Annotated in this window: 19 protein-coding genes; 7 read left to right on the top strand and 12 right to left on the bottom strand. The window is 61.0% G+C overall.

Annotated features, from left to right (window positions below; all coding sequences use genetic code 11):
• Positions 1–13 precede the first annotated feature (13 nt).
• From M6G53_RS01340 to mrdA, 3 genes are all read right to left on the bottom strand, one after another.
• On the bottom strand, positions 14–271 hold the full coding sequence (locus tag M6G53_RS01340; protein ID WP_253328426.1) for a hypothetical protein: 258 nt from the start codon (positions 269–271) through the stop codon (positions 14–16).
• 130 nt (positions 272–401) lie between these two features.
• Entirely contained in the window at positions 402–2,120 is a 1,719-nt protein-coding gene (locus tag M6G53_RS01345) for a penicillin-binding transpeptidase domain-containing protein (RefSeq protein ID WP_253328427.1), read from the bottom strand.
• 107 nt (positions 2,121–2,227) lie between these two features.
• Entirely contained in the window at positions 2,228–4,153 is a 1,926-nt protein-coding gene (gene mrdA / locus M6G53_RS01350) for a penicillin-binding protein 2 (RefSeq protein ID WP_253328428.1), read from the bottom strand.
• Between the two features lie 295 nt (positions 4,154–4,448).
• Between mrdA and M6G53_RS01355 the strand changes: the two genes are divergently transcribed.
• Positions 4,449–4,730: a YjcB family protein gene (locus M6G53_RS01355; RefSeq protein ID WP_253328429.1), complete on the top strand. Its 282-nt coding sequence runs from the start codon at positions 4,449–4,451 to the stop codon at positions 4,728–4,730.
• A 37-nt stretch (positions 4,731–4,767) separates the two neighbouring features.
• Here the strand turns inward: M6G53_RS01355 and M6G53_RS01360 are convergent, their stop codons facing one another.
• A complete protein-coding gene (locus M6G53_RS01360; RefSeq protein WP_038875187.1) occupies positions 4,768–5,217 on the bottom strand; it encodes a MarR family winged helix-turn-helix transcriptional regulator in 450 nt (149 codons plus the stop codon).
• 239 nt (positions 5,218–5,456) lie between these two features.
• On the opposite strand from M6G53_RS01360, the gene M6G53_RS01365 reads away from it, so the two are divergent.
• Positions 5,457–6,656 carry a multidrug efflux MFS transporter gene (locus M6G53_RS01365; protein WP_253328430.1) on the top strand — a complete coding sequence of 400 codons (1,200 nt, stop codon included), beginning with the start codon at positions 5,457–5,459 and terminating at the stop codon, positions 6,654–6,656.
• A 171-nt stretch (positions 6,657–6,827) separates the two neighbouring features.
• Here the strand turns inward: M6G53_RS01365 and M6G53_RS01370 are convergent, their stop codons facing one another.
• From M6G53_RS01370 to M6G53_RS01390, 5 genes are all read right to left on the bottom strand, one after another.
• Positions 6,828–7,319 carry a nuclear transport factor 2 family protein gene (locus M6G53_RS01370; protein ID WP_253328431.1) on the bottom strand — a complete coding sequence of 164 codons (492 nt, stop codon included), beginning with the start codon at positions 7,317–7,319 and terminating at the stop codon, positions 6,828–6,830.
• A 9-nt stretch (positions 7,320–7,328) separates the two neighbouring features.
• The gene (locus tag M6G53_RS01375; protein WP_253328432.1) at positions 7,329–7,781 is read right to left on the bottom strand and encodes a MoaF-related domain-containing protein; all 453 of its coding nucleotides are present in this window, start codon (positions 7,779–7,781) and stop codon (positions 7,329–7,331) included.
• A 310-nt stretch (positions 7,782–8,091) separates the two neighbouring features.
• Positions 8,092–8,526, bottom strand: coding sequence for a VOC family protein (locus M6G53_RS01380; RefSeq protein ID WP_253328433.1), 435 nt, complete (start codon positions 8,524–8,526; stop codon positions 8,092–8,094).
• Positions 8,527–8,543: 17 nt separating this feature from the next.
• Complete coding sequence (locus M6G53_RS01385; protein ID WP_253328434.1) at positions 8,544–9,413, bottom strand: helix-turn-helix domain-containing protein; 870 nt, start codon at positions 9,411–9,413, stop codon at positions 8,544–8,546.
• Positions 9,391–9,570, bottom strand: a complete 180-nt coding sequence (locus tag M6G53_RS01390) for a hypothetical protein (protein ID WP_253328435.1) — start codon at positions 9,568–9,570, stop codon at positions 9,391–9,393. Before M6G53_RS01390 ends, M6G53_RS01385 begins: the two co-directional genes overlap by 23 nt.
• A 25-nt stretch (positions 9,571–9,595) precedes the next feature.
• Between M6G53_RS01390 and M6G53_RS01395 the strand changes: the two genes are divergently transcribed.
• The 4 genes from M6G53_RS01395 (at position 9,596) to M6G53_RS01410 (ending at position 13,340) form a co-directional block, all read left to right on the top strand.
• Positions 9,596–10,513, top strand: coding sequence for a DMT family transporter (locus M6G53_RS01395; protein ID WP_253328436.1), 918 nt, complete (start codon positions 9,596–9,598; stop codon positions 10,511–10,513).
• A 54-nt stretch (positions 10,514–10,567) separates the two neighbouring features.
• Positions 10,568–11,464 carry a PhzF family phenazine biosynthesis protein gene (locus tag M6G53_RS01400; RefSeq protein ID WP_253328437.1) on the top strand — a complete coding sequence of 299 codons (897 nt, stop codon included), beginning with the start codon at positions 10,568–10,570 and terminating at the stop codon, positions 11,462–11,464.
• A 138-nt stretch (positions 11,465–11,602) separates the two neighbouring features.
• Entirely contained in the window at positions 11,603–12,607 is a 1,005-nt protein-coding gene (locus tag M6G53_RS01405; RefSeq protein ID WP_253328438.1) for an alpha/beta fold hydrolase, read from the top strand.
• 67 nt (positions 12,608–12,674) lie between these two features.
• Positions 12,675–13,340, top strand: coding sequence for a dihydrofolate reductase family protein (locus tag M6G53_RS01410; protein WP_253328439.1), 666 nt, complete (start codon positions 12,675–12,677; stop codon positions 13,338–13,340).
• A 43-nt stretch (positions 13,341–13,383) separates the two neighbouring features.
• Here M6G53_RS01410 and M6G53_RS01415 read toward each other — a convergent pair whose 3' ends face one another.
• Positions 13,384–15,000, bottom strand: coding sequence for a serralysin family metalloprotease (locus M6G53_RS01415; RefSeq protein ID WP_253328440.1), 1,617 nt, complete (start codon positions 14,998–15,000; stop codon positions 13,384–13,386).
• Between the two features lie 411 nt (positions 15,001–15,411).
• On the opposite strand from M6G53_RS01415, the gene M6G53_RS01420 reads away from it, so the two are divergent.
• Complete coding sequence (locus M6G53_RS01420; RefSeq protein ID WP_089185945.1) at positions 15,412–15,765, top strand: AprI/Inh family metalloprotease inhibitor; 354 nt, start codon at positions 15,412–15,414, stop codon at positions 15,763–15,765.
• Positions 15,766–15,769: 4 nt separating this feature from the next.
• Here the strand turns inward: M6G53_RS01420 and M6G53_RS01425 are convergent, their stop codons facing one another.
• Both M6G53_RS01425 and M6G53_RS01430 read right to left on the bottom strand, forming a co-directional pair.
• Positions 15,770–16,291 carry a chromate transporter gene (locus M6G53_RS01425; RefSeq protein WP_033634482.1) on the bottom strand — a complete coding sequence of 174 codons (522 nt, stop codon included), beginning with the start codon at positions 16,289–16,291 and terminating at the stop codon, positions 15,770–15,772.
• Positions 16,288–16,854 carry a chromate transporter gene (locus M6G53_RS01430; RefSeq protein ID WP_033634481.1) on the bottom strand — a complete coding sequence of 189 codons (567 nt, stop codon included), beginning with the start codon at positions 16,852–16,854 and terminating at the stop codon, positions 16,288–16,290. The genes M6G53_RS01425 and M6G53_RS01430 overlap by 4 nt, the downstream gene beginning before the upstream one ends.
• Between the last annotated feature and the right edge of the window lie 38 nt (positions 16,855–16,892).

Raw genomic sequence — 16,892 nt, forward strand, 5'->3', positions numbered from 1 at the left:
TCGCGGAAGGACATTAACCATTTTTGATCAGTGCGCCCAGCAGGGATGTGAAGACCGCCCCCGTTGCCAACGTATGTTCGGCGCCATGCATCTCTTTCCTGATATCCTTGAATCTCATCAGCGCAGCGGCTTCAGAAACGGCGGTCAGCTCTTCGTGCTGTTTTTCAAACCCCAGCTCCTGCAGGTCACGTTTGCGATCCTCAGCATCGTGGGCGGTGGCCTTCAACACCTCGATGCGCGAGCCTTTAACATAGAAATGGTAAGTGGTCATGTCGTTTGCCTCCTGGTTGCGCTTTTATGAACAAGCTATCACACAGATCGCGTTTAATCGTCATCGGGAAGAAAAATCAGCCGGCATGGGATCAGACCGTCTCTGGCCCCATGCCAAGGCGCGTTGATGGTCACCCCTTGACCGACGACACCACGTTAAGCGGCTGGGCGTCCGGCAGGATATTCATGTGCTCCAGCACCTGGGCCATGATTTTGCCGAACACCGGCCCGGCTACCGAACCGCCGAAGTGCTTGCCGGCTTTCGGGTTGTTGACCATCACCACCAGCGCCACCTGCGGATCGCTGGCCGGCGCCACGCCGGCGGTGTAGTTGATGTAGCCGCCGTCGTATTTACCGCTCGGGCCCATTTTCTCGGCGGTACCGGTTTTGATCGCCAGCCGGTAGCCCGGCACTGCGGCGTTCACCCCGCTGCCGCCCGGCAAGGCGTCGCTCTCCATCATATGTACCACCGTCTTCACCGTATCGGCCGGCAAAATGCGCTGCCCCATCACCGGCGGCGTCACCTTGGTAATCGACAGCGGCCGATAAACCCCGAAGGCGCCGATAGCGGCATACTCGCGCGCCATCTGCAGCGGCGTCACGCGCAGCCCATAGCCGAAGGAGAAGGTGGCGCGTTCGATATCCGCCCAGCGTTCGCGATGTTGCGGCAGGTAGCCGCTGCTCTCGTTGCCGATGCCAAGCTCGGTCGGCCGCCCCAGGCCAAAGCTGCGGTAGACCGCCGGCAGCACCGTAGCCGGCAGCGCCAGCGCAATATGCGATACCGCAATGTCGCTCGATTTTTGCAGCACGCCGGTGATGGTCAGCTTCGACCAGTGGCCGACGTCTTTAATCAGGTGACCGTTCACCCGATACGGCGTGGTGTCCAGCACCGTATCCGGCCGGATCAGCTTATGCTCCAGCCCCACCATCACCACCACCGGTTTCACCGTCGAGCCCGGTTCGAAGCTGTCGCTGCTGCATACGTTGCGGATGTCTTTCGCCGGGGTGCTGCCGTAGTTGTTCGGGTTGAACGACGGGTAGCTGGCCATGCCGAGGATCTCGCCGGTGTCGATCTTGACCAGCACCGCACAGCCGGAGTCGGCCTGGTTGGCCACCACGCCGTCGCGGATCTGCGCATAGAGCACGTACTGGATAAATTTGTCGATGCTGAGCGTCACGTTCGGCGGCGGCACCGGATCCACGCTTTTGAGCACGCCGATCACCGCGCCGCTGCCGTCCTTCTGGTAGACCCGCAGACCGTTTTTGCCCTGCAACAGCGGGTTGAAGCCCAGCTCGATGCCCTCCAGCCCCTGGTTGTCCTGGCCGACGATGCCGATCAGGCCGGCAGCGTCCTGGCCCATCGGATAAAAGCGGCTGAAATCCTGCTCGGTGCTGACGCCGGTCAGGTGCAGTTTGCTGATGTAGGCGGCGTTGTCGTCCTCCACCTTGCGTGCCAGGTAGACGAAACGCTTATGCGCGTTGCTCTGGATCAGATGCTGCACGTCCGCCAGCGGGATCTTCAGCACGTTGGCCATGCTCTGCCAGCGTTCGTTGCCGGTGTCGGTCTGGGTATCGAGAATGTGTTTCGGATCCAGCACGATATCTTTGGACGACACGCTGACCGCCAGCGCCTCATCGTTGCGATCGGTGATCATGGCGCGGTTGGTCGGCACCACCTGGGTACGGATCGAGCGCTGGTCGGCCTGATCCGCCAGTTGCTGATGTTCCAGCAGTTGCAGGTAGCCGACCCTGAACGCCAACAGGAAAAAACAGACCAGCATGCCGGCGCAAATCCAGCCGAAACGAACTGTGGAATAGGTTTTACCGCTTTTTTTGGTCGATGGCGCCACTGTTGTGTTAACCCTGCGTTTTTATTCGGTTTATGTTGTTATTTCAGTCTACCTCGCCGGAAATGGTCAGGAGATTGCAGTTTGTAAGAAAGTAAAAACAAACCGCATCACCGTTGCACATCCGCACTGTCGTTTAACTGCGGTTTACTTTGTGCCATCTCGCCGGGCTGCGGCGCGCTGGCCGGGTCAAAAATATGGTCGAGGATCGCGCGGGCGGTCGGCCCCGCCACCACGCCGTCGCCGCCGCCGTTTTCCAAAATCAGCGCCATTGCCACCCGGGGATTTTTGTAGGGCGCGAACAGCGTATAGAAGATGTGATCGCGCAGCCGCACCGGGATCATTTTGGCGTTGTAAGTCTGGTTTTGCTTCAGGCTGAACACCTGCGAGGTGCCGGATTTGGCGGCGATCTGGTACGGCGCGGTGTGGAACAGCTTGTAACCGGTGCCGTTCGGCAAGTTGGCCATGCCGTACATGCCGTTGCGCACGATGCCCCAGTAAGGCGAGCGGGGATCGCCGATCTGCGCCGTTTGCGCCGGTGGCTGGTAGCGCGTCACCCGGCTGCCCAGCTGCAGCGAATACAGCAGGTGCGGCGTTTTCACCTGGCCGTTGTTGATCAGCGTGGTCAGCGCTTTCACCATCTGAATCGGCGTCGCCACCCAATACCCCTGACCGATGCCCACCGAAACCGTATCCCCCTGATACCAGCCTTTTTTGTGCACCTCCAGCTTCCAGTCGCGGCTTGGCAGCACGCCGCGGTACTCTTCGTTCAGATCGATGCCGGTGGACTGGCCGTAGCCAAACTGGCTCAGCCAATGGTGGATACGATCGATGCCCATCTCATACGCCACCTGATAAAAGAAGGTGTCGGCGGATTCCTCGATCGCTTTGGTGACGTTGAGCATGCCGTGGCCGGTTTTCAGCCAGTCGCGGTAGCGGCGCTCGGTGCCGGGCAGCGTCCAGGTCGGCGCGCCGAAAAAGGTGGTGGTAGGCGTGATCACCCCGGCGAACAACGCCGAAACGGCCATGTAGGGCTTCACCGTCGACGCCGGCGGGTACAGGCCCTGAGTGACGCGGTTGATCAGCGGCAGATCGGGGTTGGTCAGCAGCGCCTTATAGGCCTGATAGCCGATGCCTTTGACGAAAGGATTGGGGTCGTAGCTGGGGCTGGAGACCATCGCCAGGATGCCGCCGTCGCGCGGATCTTCCACCACCACGGCGGCGCGCTGCCCCTTCAGCACCGATTCGATGTACTGCTGCAACGGCAAATCCAGCGTCAGGTAGATGTTCTTGCCGGCCTTCGGCGGCTGCTCCTTCAGCAGGCGGATCACCCGTCCGTGGTTATCGACTTCCACCTCCTGATAGCCGGTGGTGCCATGCAGTTCGGACTCGTAATAGGCCTCGATGCCCTGCTTGCCGATGTTGCGATCGGCGGCATAGTTCTCGCTCAGCCCGGCCTTGTCCAGGCGCTTGAGATCGCTGTCGTTGATCTTCGACACATAGCCCAGCACGTGCGCCAGCTGGGCGCCGTAAGGATATTCTCGCTGCTGATAGGTATCGATCGTCACCCCGTCGAAACGGTATTGATTGACGGCAAAACGCGCCACCTCGGTGTCGCTCAGCCCGGCTTTGAGCGTCACCGGCTTGTAGCGGCTGTTGTGGTGCATGTCGTCGCGAAACGCGCTGATGTCCTCCGGCGTCAGAGAGACGATCGGCGTCAGCGCCTGCAACAGCGCCGCCATGTCGGTGATTTTGCTGGGCGTGACCTCGATACGATACAGTGTCACGTTTCGCACCAGCGGAATGCCGTTGCGATCGAAGATCAGCCCGCGGCTGGGGGCGATCGGCAGCATCTTGATGTCGTTCTGGTTGGAGCGCGTCTGGTAAAAGCCATGCTGGCGTATTTGCAGCCGGTAGAGGTTGACGATCAGCGCGCCGAAACAGACCACCACCAGCGCCAGCGCCACGCCTGCCCGGCGGATAAACAGCCTCTCTTCCGCAGAGTGGTCGCGAATTTTTTCTTTTAACAGGGCCATGCGGTGCCGATACCTTTTGCGTCACATTTCCCCGTAAAATCAGGGAACTGAAAAGCCGGCAAGCATAGCGTTATCGGGCGCGTTGCCCCATGAAAAGGTTGCTAATGAAATGGCAGAACTGTTTCAGCATATTGGAATGTTACCGCCGGCGTTTTTTTCACCACGCTCCCCATTGAGCCGCCGTTCACCCCAATGCTACAATGTGATCTGAATCACATTATTCCCGTTATTCCCCCCGCATTTCCCTGTCGGCGCCCTGCCGCATGCGGCTTTTTGTTACATAGGATCGAGTTCGATGAGTGCCATTGCCACCGGTTTAGTCATGATGCGCTGGGAGTTGCTGAGCGCCGTGATGATGTTCTTCGCCAGCCAGTTAAACGTTGTTTGCCGTAAAACCAGCCGCAACGGCATGGCGTTCATGTTCAGCAGCCTGGGCCTGTTTACCGCCTGCTGGTTCGTGATGGGCCTGATGGGCATCCACCTTACCCTGGAAGCCTTCACCCAATTCTGGTCTTCGGCCTGGGATCGCTACGTGGACGTGGTCAGCACCATGCCGGTCGATTGGCCGATGCCGTAATCTCGCCGCAGGGGCGGCGCACCGGCCGCCCCGCCGATTATTCCGTTTCCGTTGACGGCGCCGCCGCCAGCCGCGCCATCAAGGCCCCCGCTTCAATCAACAGCGCCTGCTCCCGCTCCGTTAAACAGCTCTCCATCGCCGCCAGCAGCCACGCTTCGCGTCGGCTGCGGCTTTGCTGCAGCAGGCCCAGCCCGGCGGGCGTCAGGCGCACCCGCACCCGGCGTTTGTCTTCGGCGTCCGGCGTACGCACCAGCAAACCATCGGCCTCCAGCTCACGCAAGGCGGCCGCCAGGTTAGAGGAGCGCATGCGCTCCGATTCCGCCAGCAGCGACGGCGTCGCCTCGCCGCCGTGGCGATCGATAGCCCCCAACAGCATCAGCTGTGCCCAGGATTTTTCGTCGCTGCGCGATTCGCGCCGTAAACGGCGCACCAGCGACATTAACTGCGTGCGCAGCAGCGTCACGTCTTCAGGGTGATCTTTTTTCATTGGCACCAATCTAGCATTCAGTTTATCCCTGCTTTCACACCGCCGGATCGCGCGGTCACCGCGCCGCTCTGGCTTAACCTAGTTACCTATGATAATATAGCTATTAATATATAGCAAAAAAGACACTGCATCGGCAGGGTTACGTTTGCTCACGCATTTGCCCCTCGCCGATTAATTTGCAGTGTTATTATTATTTTGCTTAATAAATCCCTCCTTATTCAACGTGGTACGGTAAGCCGATGGAAGCGTGGAAAGTCAATCTGATCTCGGTCTGGCTCGGGTGTTTCTTCACCGGGCTGGCGATGAGCCAAATCCTCCCTTTTCTGCCGCTGTACGTCGAACAGCTCGGCGTCAGCGATCACCAATCCCTCAGCCTGTGGTCCGGGCTGGTGTTCAGCGGCACCTTTTTGGTCTCGGCGGTGGTGTCGCCGCTGTGGGGCAGCCTGGCCGACCGCAAAGGCCGCAAGCTGATGCTGCTGCGCGCCTCGCTGGGCATGGCGATCGTCATCGCGCTGCAGGGGCTGGCCACCAACGTCTGGCAGCTGTTCGCGCTGCGCGCCCTGATGGGGCTGACGTCCGGCTATATTCCCAACGCCATGGCGCTGGTCGCCTCGCAGGCGCCGCGCGATAAAAGCGGTTGGGCGCTGGGCACGCTCTCCACCGGGCAGATCTCCGGCGTGATCGCCGGGCCGCTGCTCGGCGGGCTGATGGCCGATCATCTGGGGCTACGGGTGGTGTTTTTCGTCACCGCCGGGCTGATGTTCGTCAGCTTCCTGGTCACGCTGTTCCTGATTAAAGAGCGGCGCATCACGGTGAAAAAAGCGGATCAGCTGAGCGGCAAGGCGGTGTTCCGTTCGCTGCCCTACCCGACGCTGATCGTCACCCTGTTCGTTTGTACCCTGATGATCCAGCTGGCCAACTCGTCCATCAGCCCGATCCTGACGCTGTTCATCCGCGAGCTGTCCGGCGACGTCAGCAATATCGCCTTTGTCAGCGGCATGATCGCCGCCGTGCCCGGCATCGCGGCGCTGATCTCGGCGCCGCGCCTCGGGCGGCTCGGCGATCGCATCGGCACCGCGCGCATCCTGATCGCCGCGCTGCTGTTCACCACCGGCCTGTTCGCCGTGATGGCCTGGGTCAATACGCCGCTGCAGCTGGGCATTCTGCGCTTTCTGCTGGGTTTTGCCGACGGCGCGCTGATGCCGGCGGTGCAGGCGCTGCTGCTGAAGTATTCCTCCGATCAGGTAACCGGACGCATCTTCGGCTATAACCAATCCTTTATGTACCTGGGCAACGTGGTTGGCCCGCTGCTGGGATCGGGCATTTCGGCGATGATGGGGTTCCGCTGGGTGTTCGCGGTGACGGCGGTGTTGGTGCTGTTCAATGCACTGCAGCTGCGCCATCAGTTCAAAAAAGTAGAGAGTCAGCGCGCGGGATAACGGGGAATGCGGGGAAACGCCTCAGGCAGTGGTGGGACAATGACGCCCATCAACCGTGCCACCACTGCCAAAGGCGGCCGTAGCCTACTCGACGCGGCGATCGTTTGGTATTTATGTAAGTAAATAAAGTGTTGCGGGCATGTTGAGGGCCGCCGCAGCGGCCCTTGCAGATCAGAACATGGTATTGTCGTTGGCCGATTTTTCCGGCACATCCTGATTGACGTCCCAATGTTCGGTGATTTTCCCCTGATCGTTCACCCGATAAATATCCACGCTGGCGGTGCCGCGATCCTGCGGGTTATTTTGGTATTTGACGTGAACATAGACCAGATCGCCGTTGACCGCGCTGCGGTATATTTTGGCGCTGTACTGCGGATTGTCTTTAAAGGTCTGGCTGAAGAAATCCAGGAACGGTTTGATGCCGTCGCCGACGAACGGGTTATGCTGCCTGTAGTTTTCCACAATCAGCTTCTGGGCCACGCCGATGTCGTGGCGATTGAAGAAGCCCGCATACAGATCTTCCACCACCTTCAGCTTTTGCTGAGCATGATGGTAGCCGCCTTTGCCGGCCGATCTTTGCGACGCCGCCTGATCCGTTGACAACGCAGGGTAACTCGCCAGCAAGCCGCCGACGATCGCACAGGCGATCAATGCCTTTTTCATAAACGCTCCTTATTTCCCTGACTGGCCTACGATTTTCAGCTGCCCTTTCAGATGGGTGAAGCTGCCGTCCTTGGCGGCGATGTTGGTGTACACCTCGCCGCGCTCAAAGTCCTCGATATGCGTCACGTTGTCGCCGGACTGAGGTTCGTGCCAATAGACCATATAGACCTTCGGCCGAATCTCCACCGCAGTGTATTGCACGGTGTCGGTGATGCCCTGCGACGCCTCGCCGATACCGGTGAAGGTCATGGTCTTGTCATCGGTAAAATCCAGCTTGAAGGCGAAATCGCCGAAGGTCACCTGCACCACTTTACCGACCGCAATGAACTGCCCGTGTTTTTCCGTCATCGTTGCCGCCTTACTGTTTGTCAGGGAGGGTTGCGCCGCCGTAGCGGCGGGCAATGCCAGGGGGAAAGTCAGGGCTATCGCCAGCGCGGTGCCCGTTCGCTTCACTGTTTTCATCGTTCCTTCTCCTTTCCGTGGTTGAAAACGAGAATCATTATTATTTCTTAACGATTGGCAGAAATATAAGAATAATCTCTAATCCTGTCAGGCACCTGGCGGCAAAAAAAGACGGCCGAAAATCGCCACGTAATGGCATGACAATAGCGCGTTCTGGCCATTGGTTTTTACGCAATGAACGGAATTACTGCTTTCAGGGAAGGAAATAACTCGGGGATTCGACAGGTCTATAGCGCAGATCGCTTTAAGCTAATGCGTATTTGTTCTTAAACCGCCCGCCGCCGGAAGGCGGCGGCGAACGGCGTGGCGTTTACCGCAGCCAGGGCGTATGGGTGACGCCCACCAGCAATCCTTCCGGGCTGAGCAAACGGGTAACGCTCTGCCCCCACGGCTCTTCGCGGTTGGCGACCAACAGCCGATAACCGCGCTCGATCAGCCCCTGGGTGGCGGCCGCCATGTCGGCCACGTCGAACTCGATCCACGCCTGTGGCACCGCGAGATCCGCCGGCCAGCGATCGTCGCCAAAGCAGGACTGCGCCGCCTGCGCCAGCGGCCACAGGGCGAAATGCTTCACGCCGTCCAGCGCGCCTTGCTCCGACAGCAGATAGGTTTCGTTGCCCGGCATCGGCTTGAGCGGCAGACCCAGCGCCTCGACATAAAACGCCTTGCTCTCGTCACTCCCACGCGTGATGGGCCCGAATCCGGCGACAAACAACACGCCCAGCCCGGCAAATTGTTGATCCATGCTGCACTCCCTTTCGGTTAGCGCCCCTGCCGCACCTGCAGCGGAGCAAATCCATAGGCCGCCTTGAAGCGGTTGCTGAAATGGCTGGCGGAGCTGAAGCCGCACGCCAGCGCGATCTCGGTGATCGGCTGTTGGCTGTGCCGCAACAGCTGTTCCGCCCGCTGCAGCCGCGCGCGCATCACAAACTGGTGCGGCGCCAGCCCGGTGGCGTGCTTGAACATGCGGGCGAAATGGTATTCGCTCAACCCGGCCTGCGCTGCCAGACTCGCCAACAGCAAAGGCCGATCGAGGTGGTTTTCGATATATTCCCGCACCCGCCTGGCCACCGCAGGCGCCAGGCCGCCCCGCGCCTGCGGCAGTTTCCACTGCAGCTGGCTGTAACGCTGGATCAGATGCGACATCAGCAGGTTAGACGCGCTGCTGAGCGCCAGCAGATTGGCGCTGTCCCGCCAGTCGCAGTTGAGCAAAAACTGGCGATACAGCAGCGTGATCTGCGGATCTTCGCCGAAGCTGCGCGGCTCTACGTTGATCGCCGCCGGGCTGCGATCCCAGGTCTGCTCCGCCAACTGCCGCAGATGCCCGTCGGTGCAATACAGATGCACGAACGACAGATCGCTGCGCACGTCCCAGGTAGAGGCGTATTGGCGCGGCATGATGCAGAACCGATCCGGCCCGCCGCCGTTGCGCCAGCCGCCCGGCACCTGCTGGTAGCACTCATAGCCGTCGGCGACATACAGGCTCAGAGTATGGTGATCGGCGCTTTCCTGCGTGACGCGATCGTTGCAGTTGGACCAGGCGGCCAGCTCCACGCCGGTGCCCAGCAGCACGCTGCCGTGCAGCCGCGCCTTGTGCTCACGCAGTGTTTCAAACGCCTGATAGTTGGACATCGCCGGCCCCGTTGTTCGACATGCCGACAGTGTAAAGAGTGGCGCCGCCGCATACCAGCCGCCGCCCCGCGCTTTTGGCAAAAAAAAGCGCAAGAATATGCAACTGGGCGCAAAGCGCTGCAAGCGCCGCCGCGCGCCAAAGCGGATACTGCGCCATCGGTTATTTCGGAGTAACAAATAGAATGAATACGCTGTTGTACCTCGCCGTGGTGCTGATTTGGGGCACCACCTGGATCGCGATCACCCTGCAACAGGAAGGCCCGGTGGCCATCCCCGTCTCGATCGCTTACCGCTTCGCCATTTCCGCTGCGGTGATGTTCGCCGTGCTGTTGCTAACGCGCCGCCTGCGCCGCCTCGCCCCGCGCGATCATCTGTTCTGCGTGCTGCAGGGCTGCTGCGTGTTCGGCTTCAACTTCTTCTGCTTCTACCACGCGGCGGCCTACATCAGCAGCGGGCTGGAATCGGTGATCTTCTCGATGGCGGTACTGTTCAACGCCCTCAACAGCCTGCTGTTTTTCCGCCAGCGCCCCAGCCCCAACCTGCTGCCGGCGGCGCTGCTGGGCTTGACCGGCATCGTCGCGCTGTTCTGGCAGGATCTGGCCACCACCCGCATGGCGCCGGAGCTGCTCAAAGGCATCGGCCTGAGCGCGCTCGGCACCTACGGCTTCTCGCTGGGCAACATGATCAGCACGCGCCATCAGCGCCGCGGGCTGGATATCTTTTCCACCAACACCTACGCCATGACCTACGGCGCGCTGTTGATGGCGCTGATCGCCTTGGTGCAAGGCGCATCGTTCCAGATGGAATACAGCAGCCGCTATATCGGCTCCCTGCTGTACCTGGCGATTTTCGGATCGGTGATCGCCTTCGCCGCTTACTTCAGCCTGCTCGGCCGCATCGGCGCCGGCGCGGCGGCCTACAGCACCCTGTTGTTCCCGCTGGTGGCGCTGAGCATCTCAACGATCTACGAAGGCTATCAGTGGCACTTCAACGCCGTGCTGGGCCTGTGCCTGATCCTGCTGGGCAACCTGGTGATGTTCGCCAAACCGGGGCTGAAATGGCGACGGGCGGGTATCTCAAAACAGAACTCAACCCTTTGAAGCCATTGGCGAATATCGTTATCATCAGGTTTTGTTAATAACGGATGATGGCCAATGCTCAGAAGTGATGATGTGACACCCCGCGCCTACAAACAGGTGGATGTGTTTACCCGAACGCCGCTGCAGGGCAACCCCGTGGCGGTGGTGCTGGAGGCCGAGGGGCTGAGCACCGCGCAGATGCTGGCATTGGCCCGCTGGACCAACCTTTCGGAAACCACCTTTGTGCTTAAACCGACGCACCCGGCGGCGGATTATAAGGTGCGCATTTTCACCACCGAAAAAGAGCTGCCCTTCGCCGGTCACCCGACGCTGGGCACTGCCCACGCCCTGCTGGAAACCGGACTGACGCCTAAACGGCCTGGAACGGTGATGCAGGAATGCGGCGTCGGCCTGGTGGCGGTCGATATCCAGCCGGAAGGCACATTGGCGTTCGCCGCGCCCGAAGTTGAGTTCCGCCCAATGGCGGCTGAGGAAACAGAACGGCTGATGGCCGCTTTACGGCCCGCGATGATTGCAGCAAGCCCTCTGCCGGTGATTGCCGAGATGGGCATTCGCTGGCTGATGGTGCGCCTGCCTGACGCACCATCCTGCCTGGCGGTGACGCCGGATCAGGCCACGATTAAACGGTTGCAAACGGCTTGCGATGTGGATGGCGTAGTGATCTATGGCGCCTGCTCCGCAACCGAACCGGCCGATTACGAAATGCGCGCGTTTATGGTGGAATGCGGCACCTTGATTGAAGATCCGGTGACCGGCAGCGCCAATGCCTGCCTGGCTCGCTTGCTAAAGGCCAACCGCTTCCCCGACGGCGGCCAGACCGCACAGGGCTACCAGGTGCGCCAGGGCACCCAACTGAATCGAGATGGCCGGGTGAGCGTGCGTTTTATTGCCGGCGAACCCTGGATCGGCGGGCACTGCCGCACCCTGATTAACGGCACATTGGGTATTTAGTTTTGGGGCGGTTTGTGGTTTGTAAGATAAGGAAGTTGAGGGGATGTCGACTCTATACAGCATTATCATAAACCGTCTGCGCGCCGACGCCCTGATTGTGGCTATACTCGGCTTTCGCCCGTTTTTCAGGAGATCAGGATGCTGAGATTAACCCGTAGCGCGCTGCTGTGTGCCACGCTGGCCGCGTTCACCGCCGGCGCCGCCGAAACGCCGAAGTTCGGCCCGGAGCTGCAGGGTTTCCACTACCCTTATCCGTTGCAGCAGTTCAGCTTCACCTCGCAGGGGCAGCCGTTAAAGATGGGCTATATGGACGTGCCGCCGGAAGGCGCCGCCAACGGCCGCACCGCGCTGCTGCTGCACGGTAAAAACTTCTGCGCCGCTACCTGGCAGGACACCATCAAGGCGCTGAGCAAGGCCGGCTTCCGCGTCATCGCGCCGGATCAAATCGGCTTTTGCTCCTCTACCAAACCGGCGCATTACCAGTACAGCTTCCAGCAGCTGGCACAAAACACCCACGCCCTGCTGCAGAACCTGAAAATCAGCCGGGCCATCGTTATCGGCCACTCCACCGGCGGCATGCTGGCCACGCGCTACAGCCTGATGTATCCGCAGGCAGTGGCGCAATTGGTTATGGTCAACCCGATCGGCCTCGAGGACTGGAAGGCGAAAGGCGTGCCGTGGCGCAGCATCGATCAATGGTTCGAGCGCGAGCTGAACACCACCGCCGAGGGCATCCGCAACTATGAGCAGCGCACCTACTATGGCGGCCGCTGGAAGCCGGAGTACGATCGCTGGGTGGATATGCTGGCCGGGCTGAACAACGGGCCGGGCCATCGCCTGGTGGCGTGGAACTCGGCGCTGATCTACGACATGATCTTCACCCAGCCGGTGTACTACGAGTTCAAGGATCTGCAAACCCCCACTACGCTGATGATCGGCACCGCCGACACCACCGCCATCGGCAGCGATATCGCCCCGCCGGCGGTCAAGGCCAGGATAGGTCACTACGCGGAGCTGGGCAAACAGGCGGCGAAGCTGATCCCGCACGCCACGCTGATCGAGTTCGCCGGGCTGGGCCATGCGCCGCAAATGGAGGAACCGGAGCGTTTCCATCAGGCGCTGCTTAAGGCATTGCAACCCTGAGGCCGGCTGGCGCAGCCGCCGCGCGGCGGCTAAACTTTCAGCTGGCACTCAACTGCAGGAAACAGCCATGCGACAGATTATTGCCAGCGCCTTCGTCAGCCTCGACGGTGTGATGCAGGCGCCAGGCCTGCCGGACGAAGATCGCGCCGGCGGCTTTCGCTTCGGCGGCTGGACCGCCCCCTACTGGGATGACACTATCGCGGAAACGATGGCCGAACTTTTCTCCGCGCCGTTCGATCTGCTGCTGGGGCGGCGCACCTACGACATCTTCGCCGGTTACTGGCCGCAGATCACCACCGACACCGCTTCCGATCTGTTCGACGACTTTGCCGCCGGCATAGCCCGCTCGTTCAATCAGGCGGTCAAGTACGTTGCCACCCACCACGGCGAGACGCTGAGCTGGCAAAACAGCCAGTGGCTGGGGCGGGATATCCTCGCCCGGCTGCGCGAGCTGAAGCGCGCGCAGGGGCCGACGCTGCTGGTGCAGGGCAGCAGCACGCTGATGCAGCAGCTGTTGGCCAACGATCTGGTGGACGAACTGCGGCTACTCACTTATCCGGTGTTGCTCGGCGGCGGCAAGCGGCTGTTCGATGACAACGCGGCGCCGGCGGCCTTTACGCTGACCAAAACGGTCATTGCTCCCGGCGGCGTGATCGTCGCCCACTACCGCCGTTCCGGCGAGGTGATGACCGGCTACTGCGCGGCGGAAGGCGCGGCAGTGGCTCAGCCGTAAAAAAAAGGGCCGTTCGGCCCTTTTCTCTTTTTCTTCCTCACCCTCAGGCAAACAAGATATCGCTCTGCTCCACCTGCCCGACCACATGGATCTTGAAGTCGGCGGCATAGCTGTTGCTTTGGGTGTTCATCAGCAGATCGGTAGTGCCGTTGAAGGCGTCGAAGTTAAGCTGGATCTCGCCTTTCTGGCCGCTGAAGGCCCTGCCGCTGTCGATAAAGCGCAACTCGCTCAGGCTGTTGTTGAAGCGCAGGCCGGAGAGATCGATCTTGTCGATGCCGTGCTCAAAGTCTTCAATCACGTCGAACGCCGACACCGTTGACTCTTTGGCGTTGAGATAGACGAAATAGTCGGTGAAGTTGTTGGCGTCTTTGCCGCCCCACAGATGGTCCGCCCCCAGCCCGCCGTACAGGATGTCGGAACCGGCGTTGCCCGCCAGCAGGTTGGCCTGATCGTTGCCGATGATCACATCACGCCCGCTGCCACCAATAGCGTTCTCAATGATCGCCCCGCGCGCGATGGCGACGTTCTGCGTGCCGCCGCCGACGCTGGAGAACGCGCCGTCGTTCAGGTTGATCATCTGCTGCTGGCTGTAGCCGGAGAAGTCCAGCGTGTCGTTGCCGCCGGCGTCCCACACCGCGAAGTTGACCGGTTTGCCGTTGTCCGCCGTGGCGGTCAGGAAATCGCGTCCGGTGTTGGAGTTGAAGCCGTACACCGTGTCGCCGGTACGGGTGCTCATGTTGGCACCGTACAATTTTTGGATCGCGGCGATGTCGTCCACCATCGGGCCATAGCCATACACCCCTTTGGTGTCGGCACCGGTGTAACCGGCGTTGAAATAACTCATGATCGAGTATTGCAGCGAATCCTGATAATAAGCGGCATCGTTCTGATAGCTCGGGTTGCCCAACGACGCGTCATAAGACCCAGGATGCGCCAGCCCCAGGGCATGCCCCAGCTCGTGAGTGAAGGTCTGGCTGCTGAAATCGCCGGCAACCGGCGCCTTATGGGTGGCGAAGTTTTTATTGAACCACACCGTGCCGGCAAAGGCGTTATCGCTGCCCGGCTTGGAGCTCGGCGGGTAATAGGCGTACGCGTTGATGGCATTCGGGCCGCTGCCGGCGGCGGTGCTGCCGTCGGCGCGCTGGGTGAAGTACGCGAAGGTGATGTCCGCACGGTGGTTGATATCGCTGGACGCCGTTTCGGTAAAGGTCACGTTCGCTACGTCGGCCCACGCCTGCATCGATTTCAGCGCCTGCGTCTGCGCCGCCAGGGTCAGTGGTTGCAGCCCCTTGTCGCCGTCACCGGTCTGGCCGATGCGATTCAGCGCGCTCTGCGTCAGGAAGGAATAGGTCAGCGCCACCGGCTGGTGATACACCTGATCGCCGTTGTGCGTCAGGCCGGGGCGTGTCAGCTGATCGGCGGCGCGATCGAAGCTGAAGTTATCGCGGATTTTACCCAAATTATTAATGGCTGCCCCGCCGCGCTGGTTGCTGTACAGGTTGGCGTTGTCCAGCGTAAACAGCGCGCCGTATCCCAGCCCATCATAAGGGCTGCCGGGTCGGTGATAGTAAAACTGATAGTTATGATCGTTGGGGGACGTGGCGGACAGGCTGGTGAACTCATCGTCATCTTGCAAAATGTCGTTGTGGCGACTGCTCATTGCATTCTCCTTTTACACAGTAGGAATCCACTCGCTTTGTAAGACTATTCATCAGTCGTTCTAATCTAAGCCAAGGCTTAGGATTGACCAGTATAGTAATTAACCTCGACGGCGCGAGCCCACGCCGCCGCGCATCATCACGCCGGACATCAAGACGGAAATAATCATAACGGTTTGTATTAGCGCAGTATTAATGAGAAAGATAAGCGTATCGGCGGGCTAATGACTCGTCTTTTTGGGCATGTTATCGCCGGTTAGATCAGAATAATCGAGGATTAAAAAACCTAATCCTTGCCTCATCATCCCGCAGGGAACATGCTAAGGTGTGAACGGACAGCCGAAAGGAGTGACCCGATGCCAACCCTTTTCCTTATGCGCGCCTTGCGTCGCGCCAGCCTGACAGGAGTCGTTATGAGCGTATTGTGCAGCAGTGCCCTGGGCAGTTCACTGCCGTTGCTGGAACCCGCCGCGCTGAAGGGCGACTGGCAGCTCGCCGCCATCGGCGACGGTAAAACCGTCTGCGAGGTGCAGCTCAGCGACGAAGCGGTGGCCAACACCAACGCCTTCCGCTTCAGCGCCTCCGCGCAGTGCCTGCAGCCGCTGGCGCTGCAAACGTTGCCGGTCGCCTGGCGGCCGACGCCGGACGGCATGACGCTGACCGACGCCGAAGGCGGCATGGTGGCGTTTCTGGCCCTGACCGCGCCAAAGCGCTATGAGCTGATCGATCGCGGCGGCCCTTCGCGCTTTGTGCTGATCCCGCGCTAATCCCTCAGGCGAACAGCAACCCGAGCAGCGCGCCGCCCGCCAGCACCCACAGCGGATGGAGGCGCTTGCTCATGCTCAATCCCGTCGCCAGCGCCACGATCGCCGCCAGCCGCCAGCTGGGCGCGGAAGCCTCGGCGATCAAGATGCCGCTGGCCGCCACCAGCCCCACGGTCAGCGGCACCAGCCCGGCCTGCACGATGCGGCGCCACGGGCGATCCTTAAAGCGCCGCCAGGCGCCCATCACCAGCAGCGTGACGATGGAAGACGGCCCGAACTTGGCGACCGAAGAAACCAGCAGCCCCGCCCAGCCGGCCACATGCCAGCCGACCAGCGGCACGATCATCATGTTTGGCCCCGGCGCGGCCTGCGCCATGGCGAACAGCGCGCTGAACTCCTGGGCGCTCATCCATTGATGCACCTCCACCACCTGCCGCTGCATCTCCGGCAGAATGGTCATGCCGCCGCCGAACGCCAGCAGAGAGAGCTCGGTGAAGATCAGCGCCAGCGCAATCAGAACCCCGCTCATGACGGCCACCGCCACATCAGCAGAATGCTCAGCGGCGCCAGCACCAGCATGGTCGGCAACAGCGGCAGGCGCAGCCAGGCGATGGCGATCAAGGCCAGCGCGACGATCGCCAGCGCCGGCCATTTACCGCGCAGCGGCAGCAGCATCTTGATCCCGGTCGAGAGCAGCAGCCCGGCGGCGGCGGCGGCCAGCCCGGCGAACACATGCTGCACATGCGGATCGTTTTGGAAGCGGGCGTAGACCACGCCCAGCCCCACCACGATCGCCGTCGGCGCGCTGATGAGGCCCAGCAAGGCGCACAGCGCGCCACGCAGCCCGCGAAACTCCATACCTACCGCCACCGACAGGTTGATCACGTTGCCGCCGGGCAGAAACTGGCACAGCCCGAGCAGCTCGGTGAACTGTTCGCCGCTCAGCCAGCGCCGGCGCTCCACCAACATGCTGCGCGCCAGCGGCAGCACGCCGCCGAAGCCGATCAGCCCCAGCCACAGAAAGCCCACAAACAGCTCCGCGTTGCCCGGCGCGGCCGCCGGGTGCGGTTTTAACGTATTGATATCTGACATCACATTGCCATTCCACATCGCTTGTTTTGATGTCTGGT

It is taken from the genome of Serratia nevei, assembly GCF_024160145.1.
Lineage (GTDB): Bacteria > Pseudomonadota > Gammaproteobacteria > Enterobacterales > Enterobacteriaceae > Serratia > Serratia nevei_A.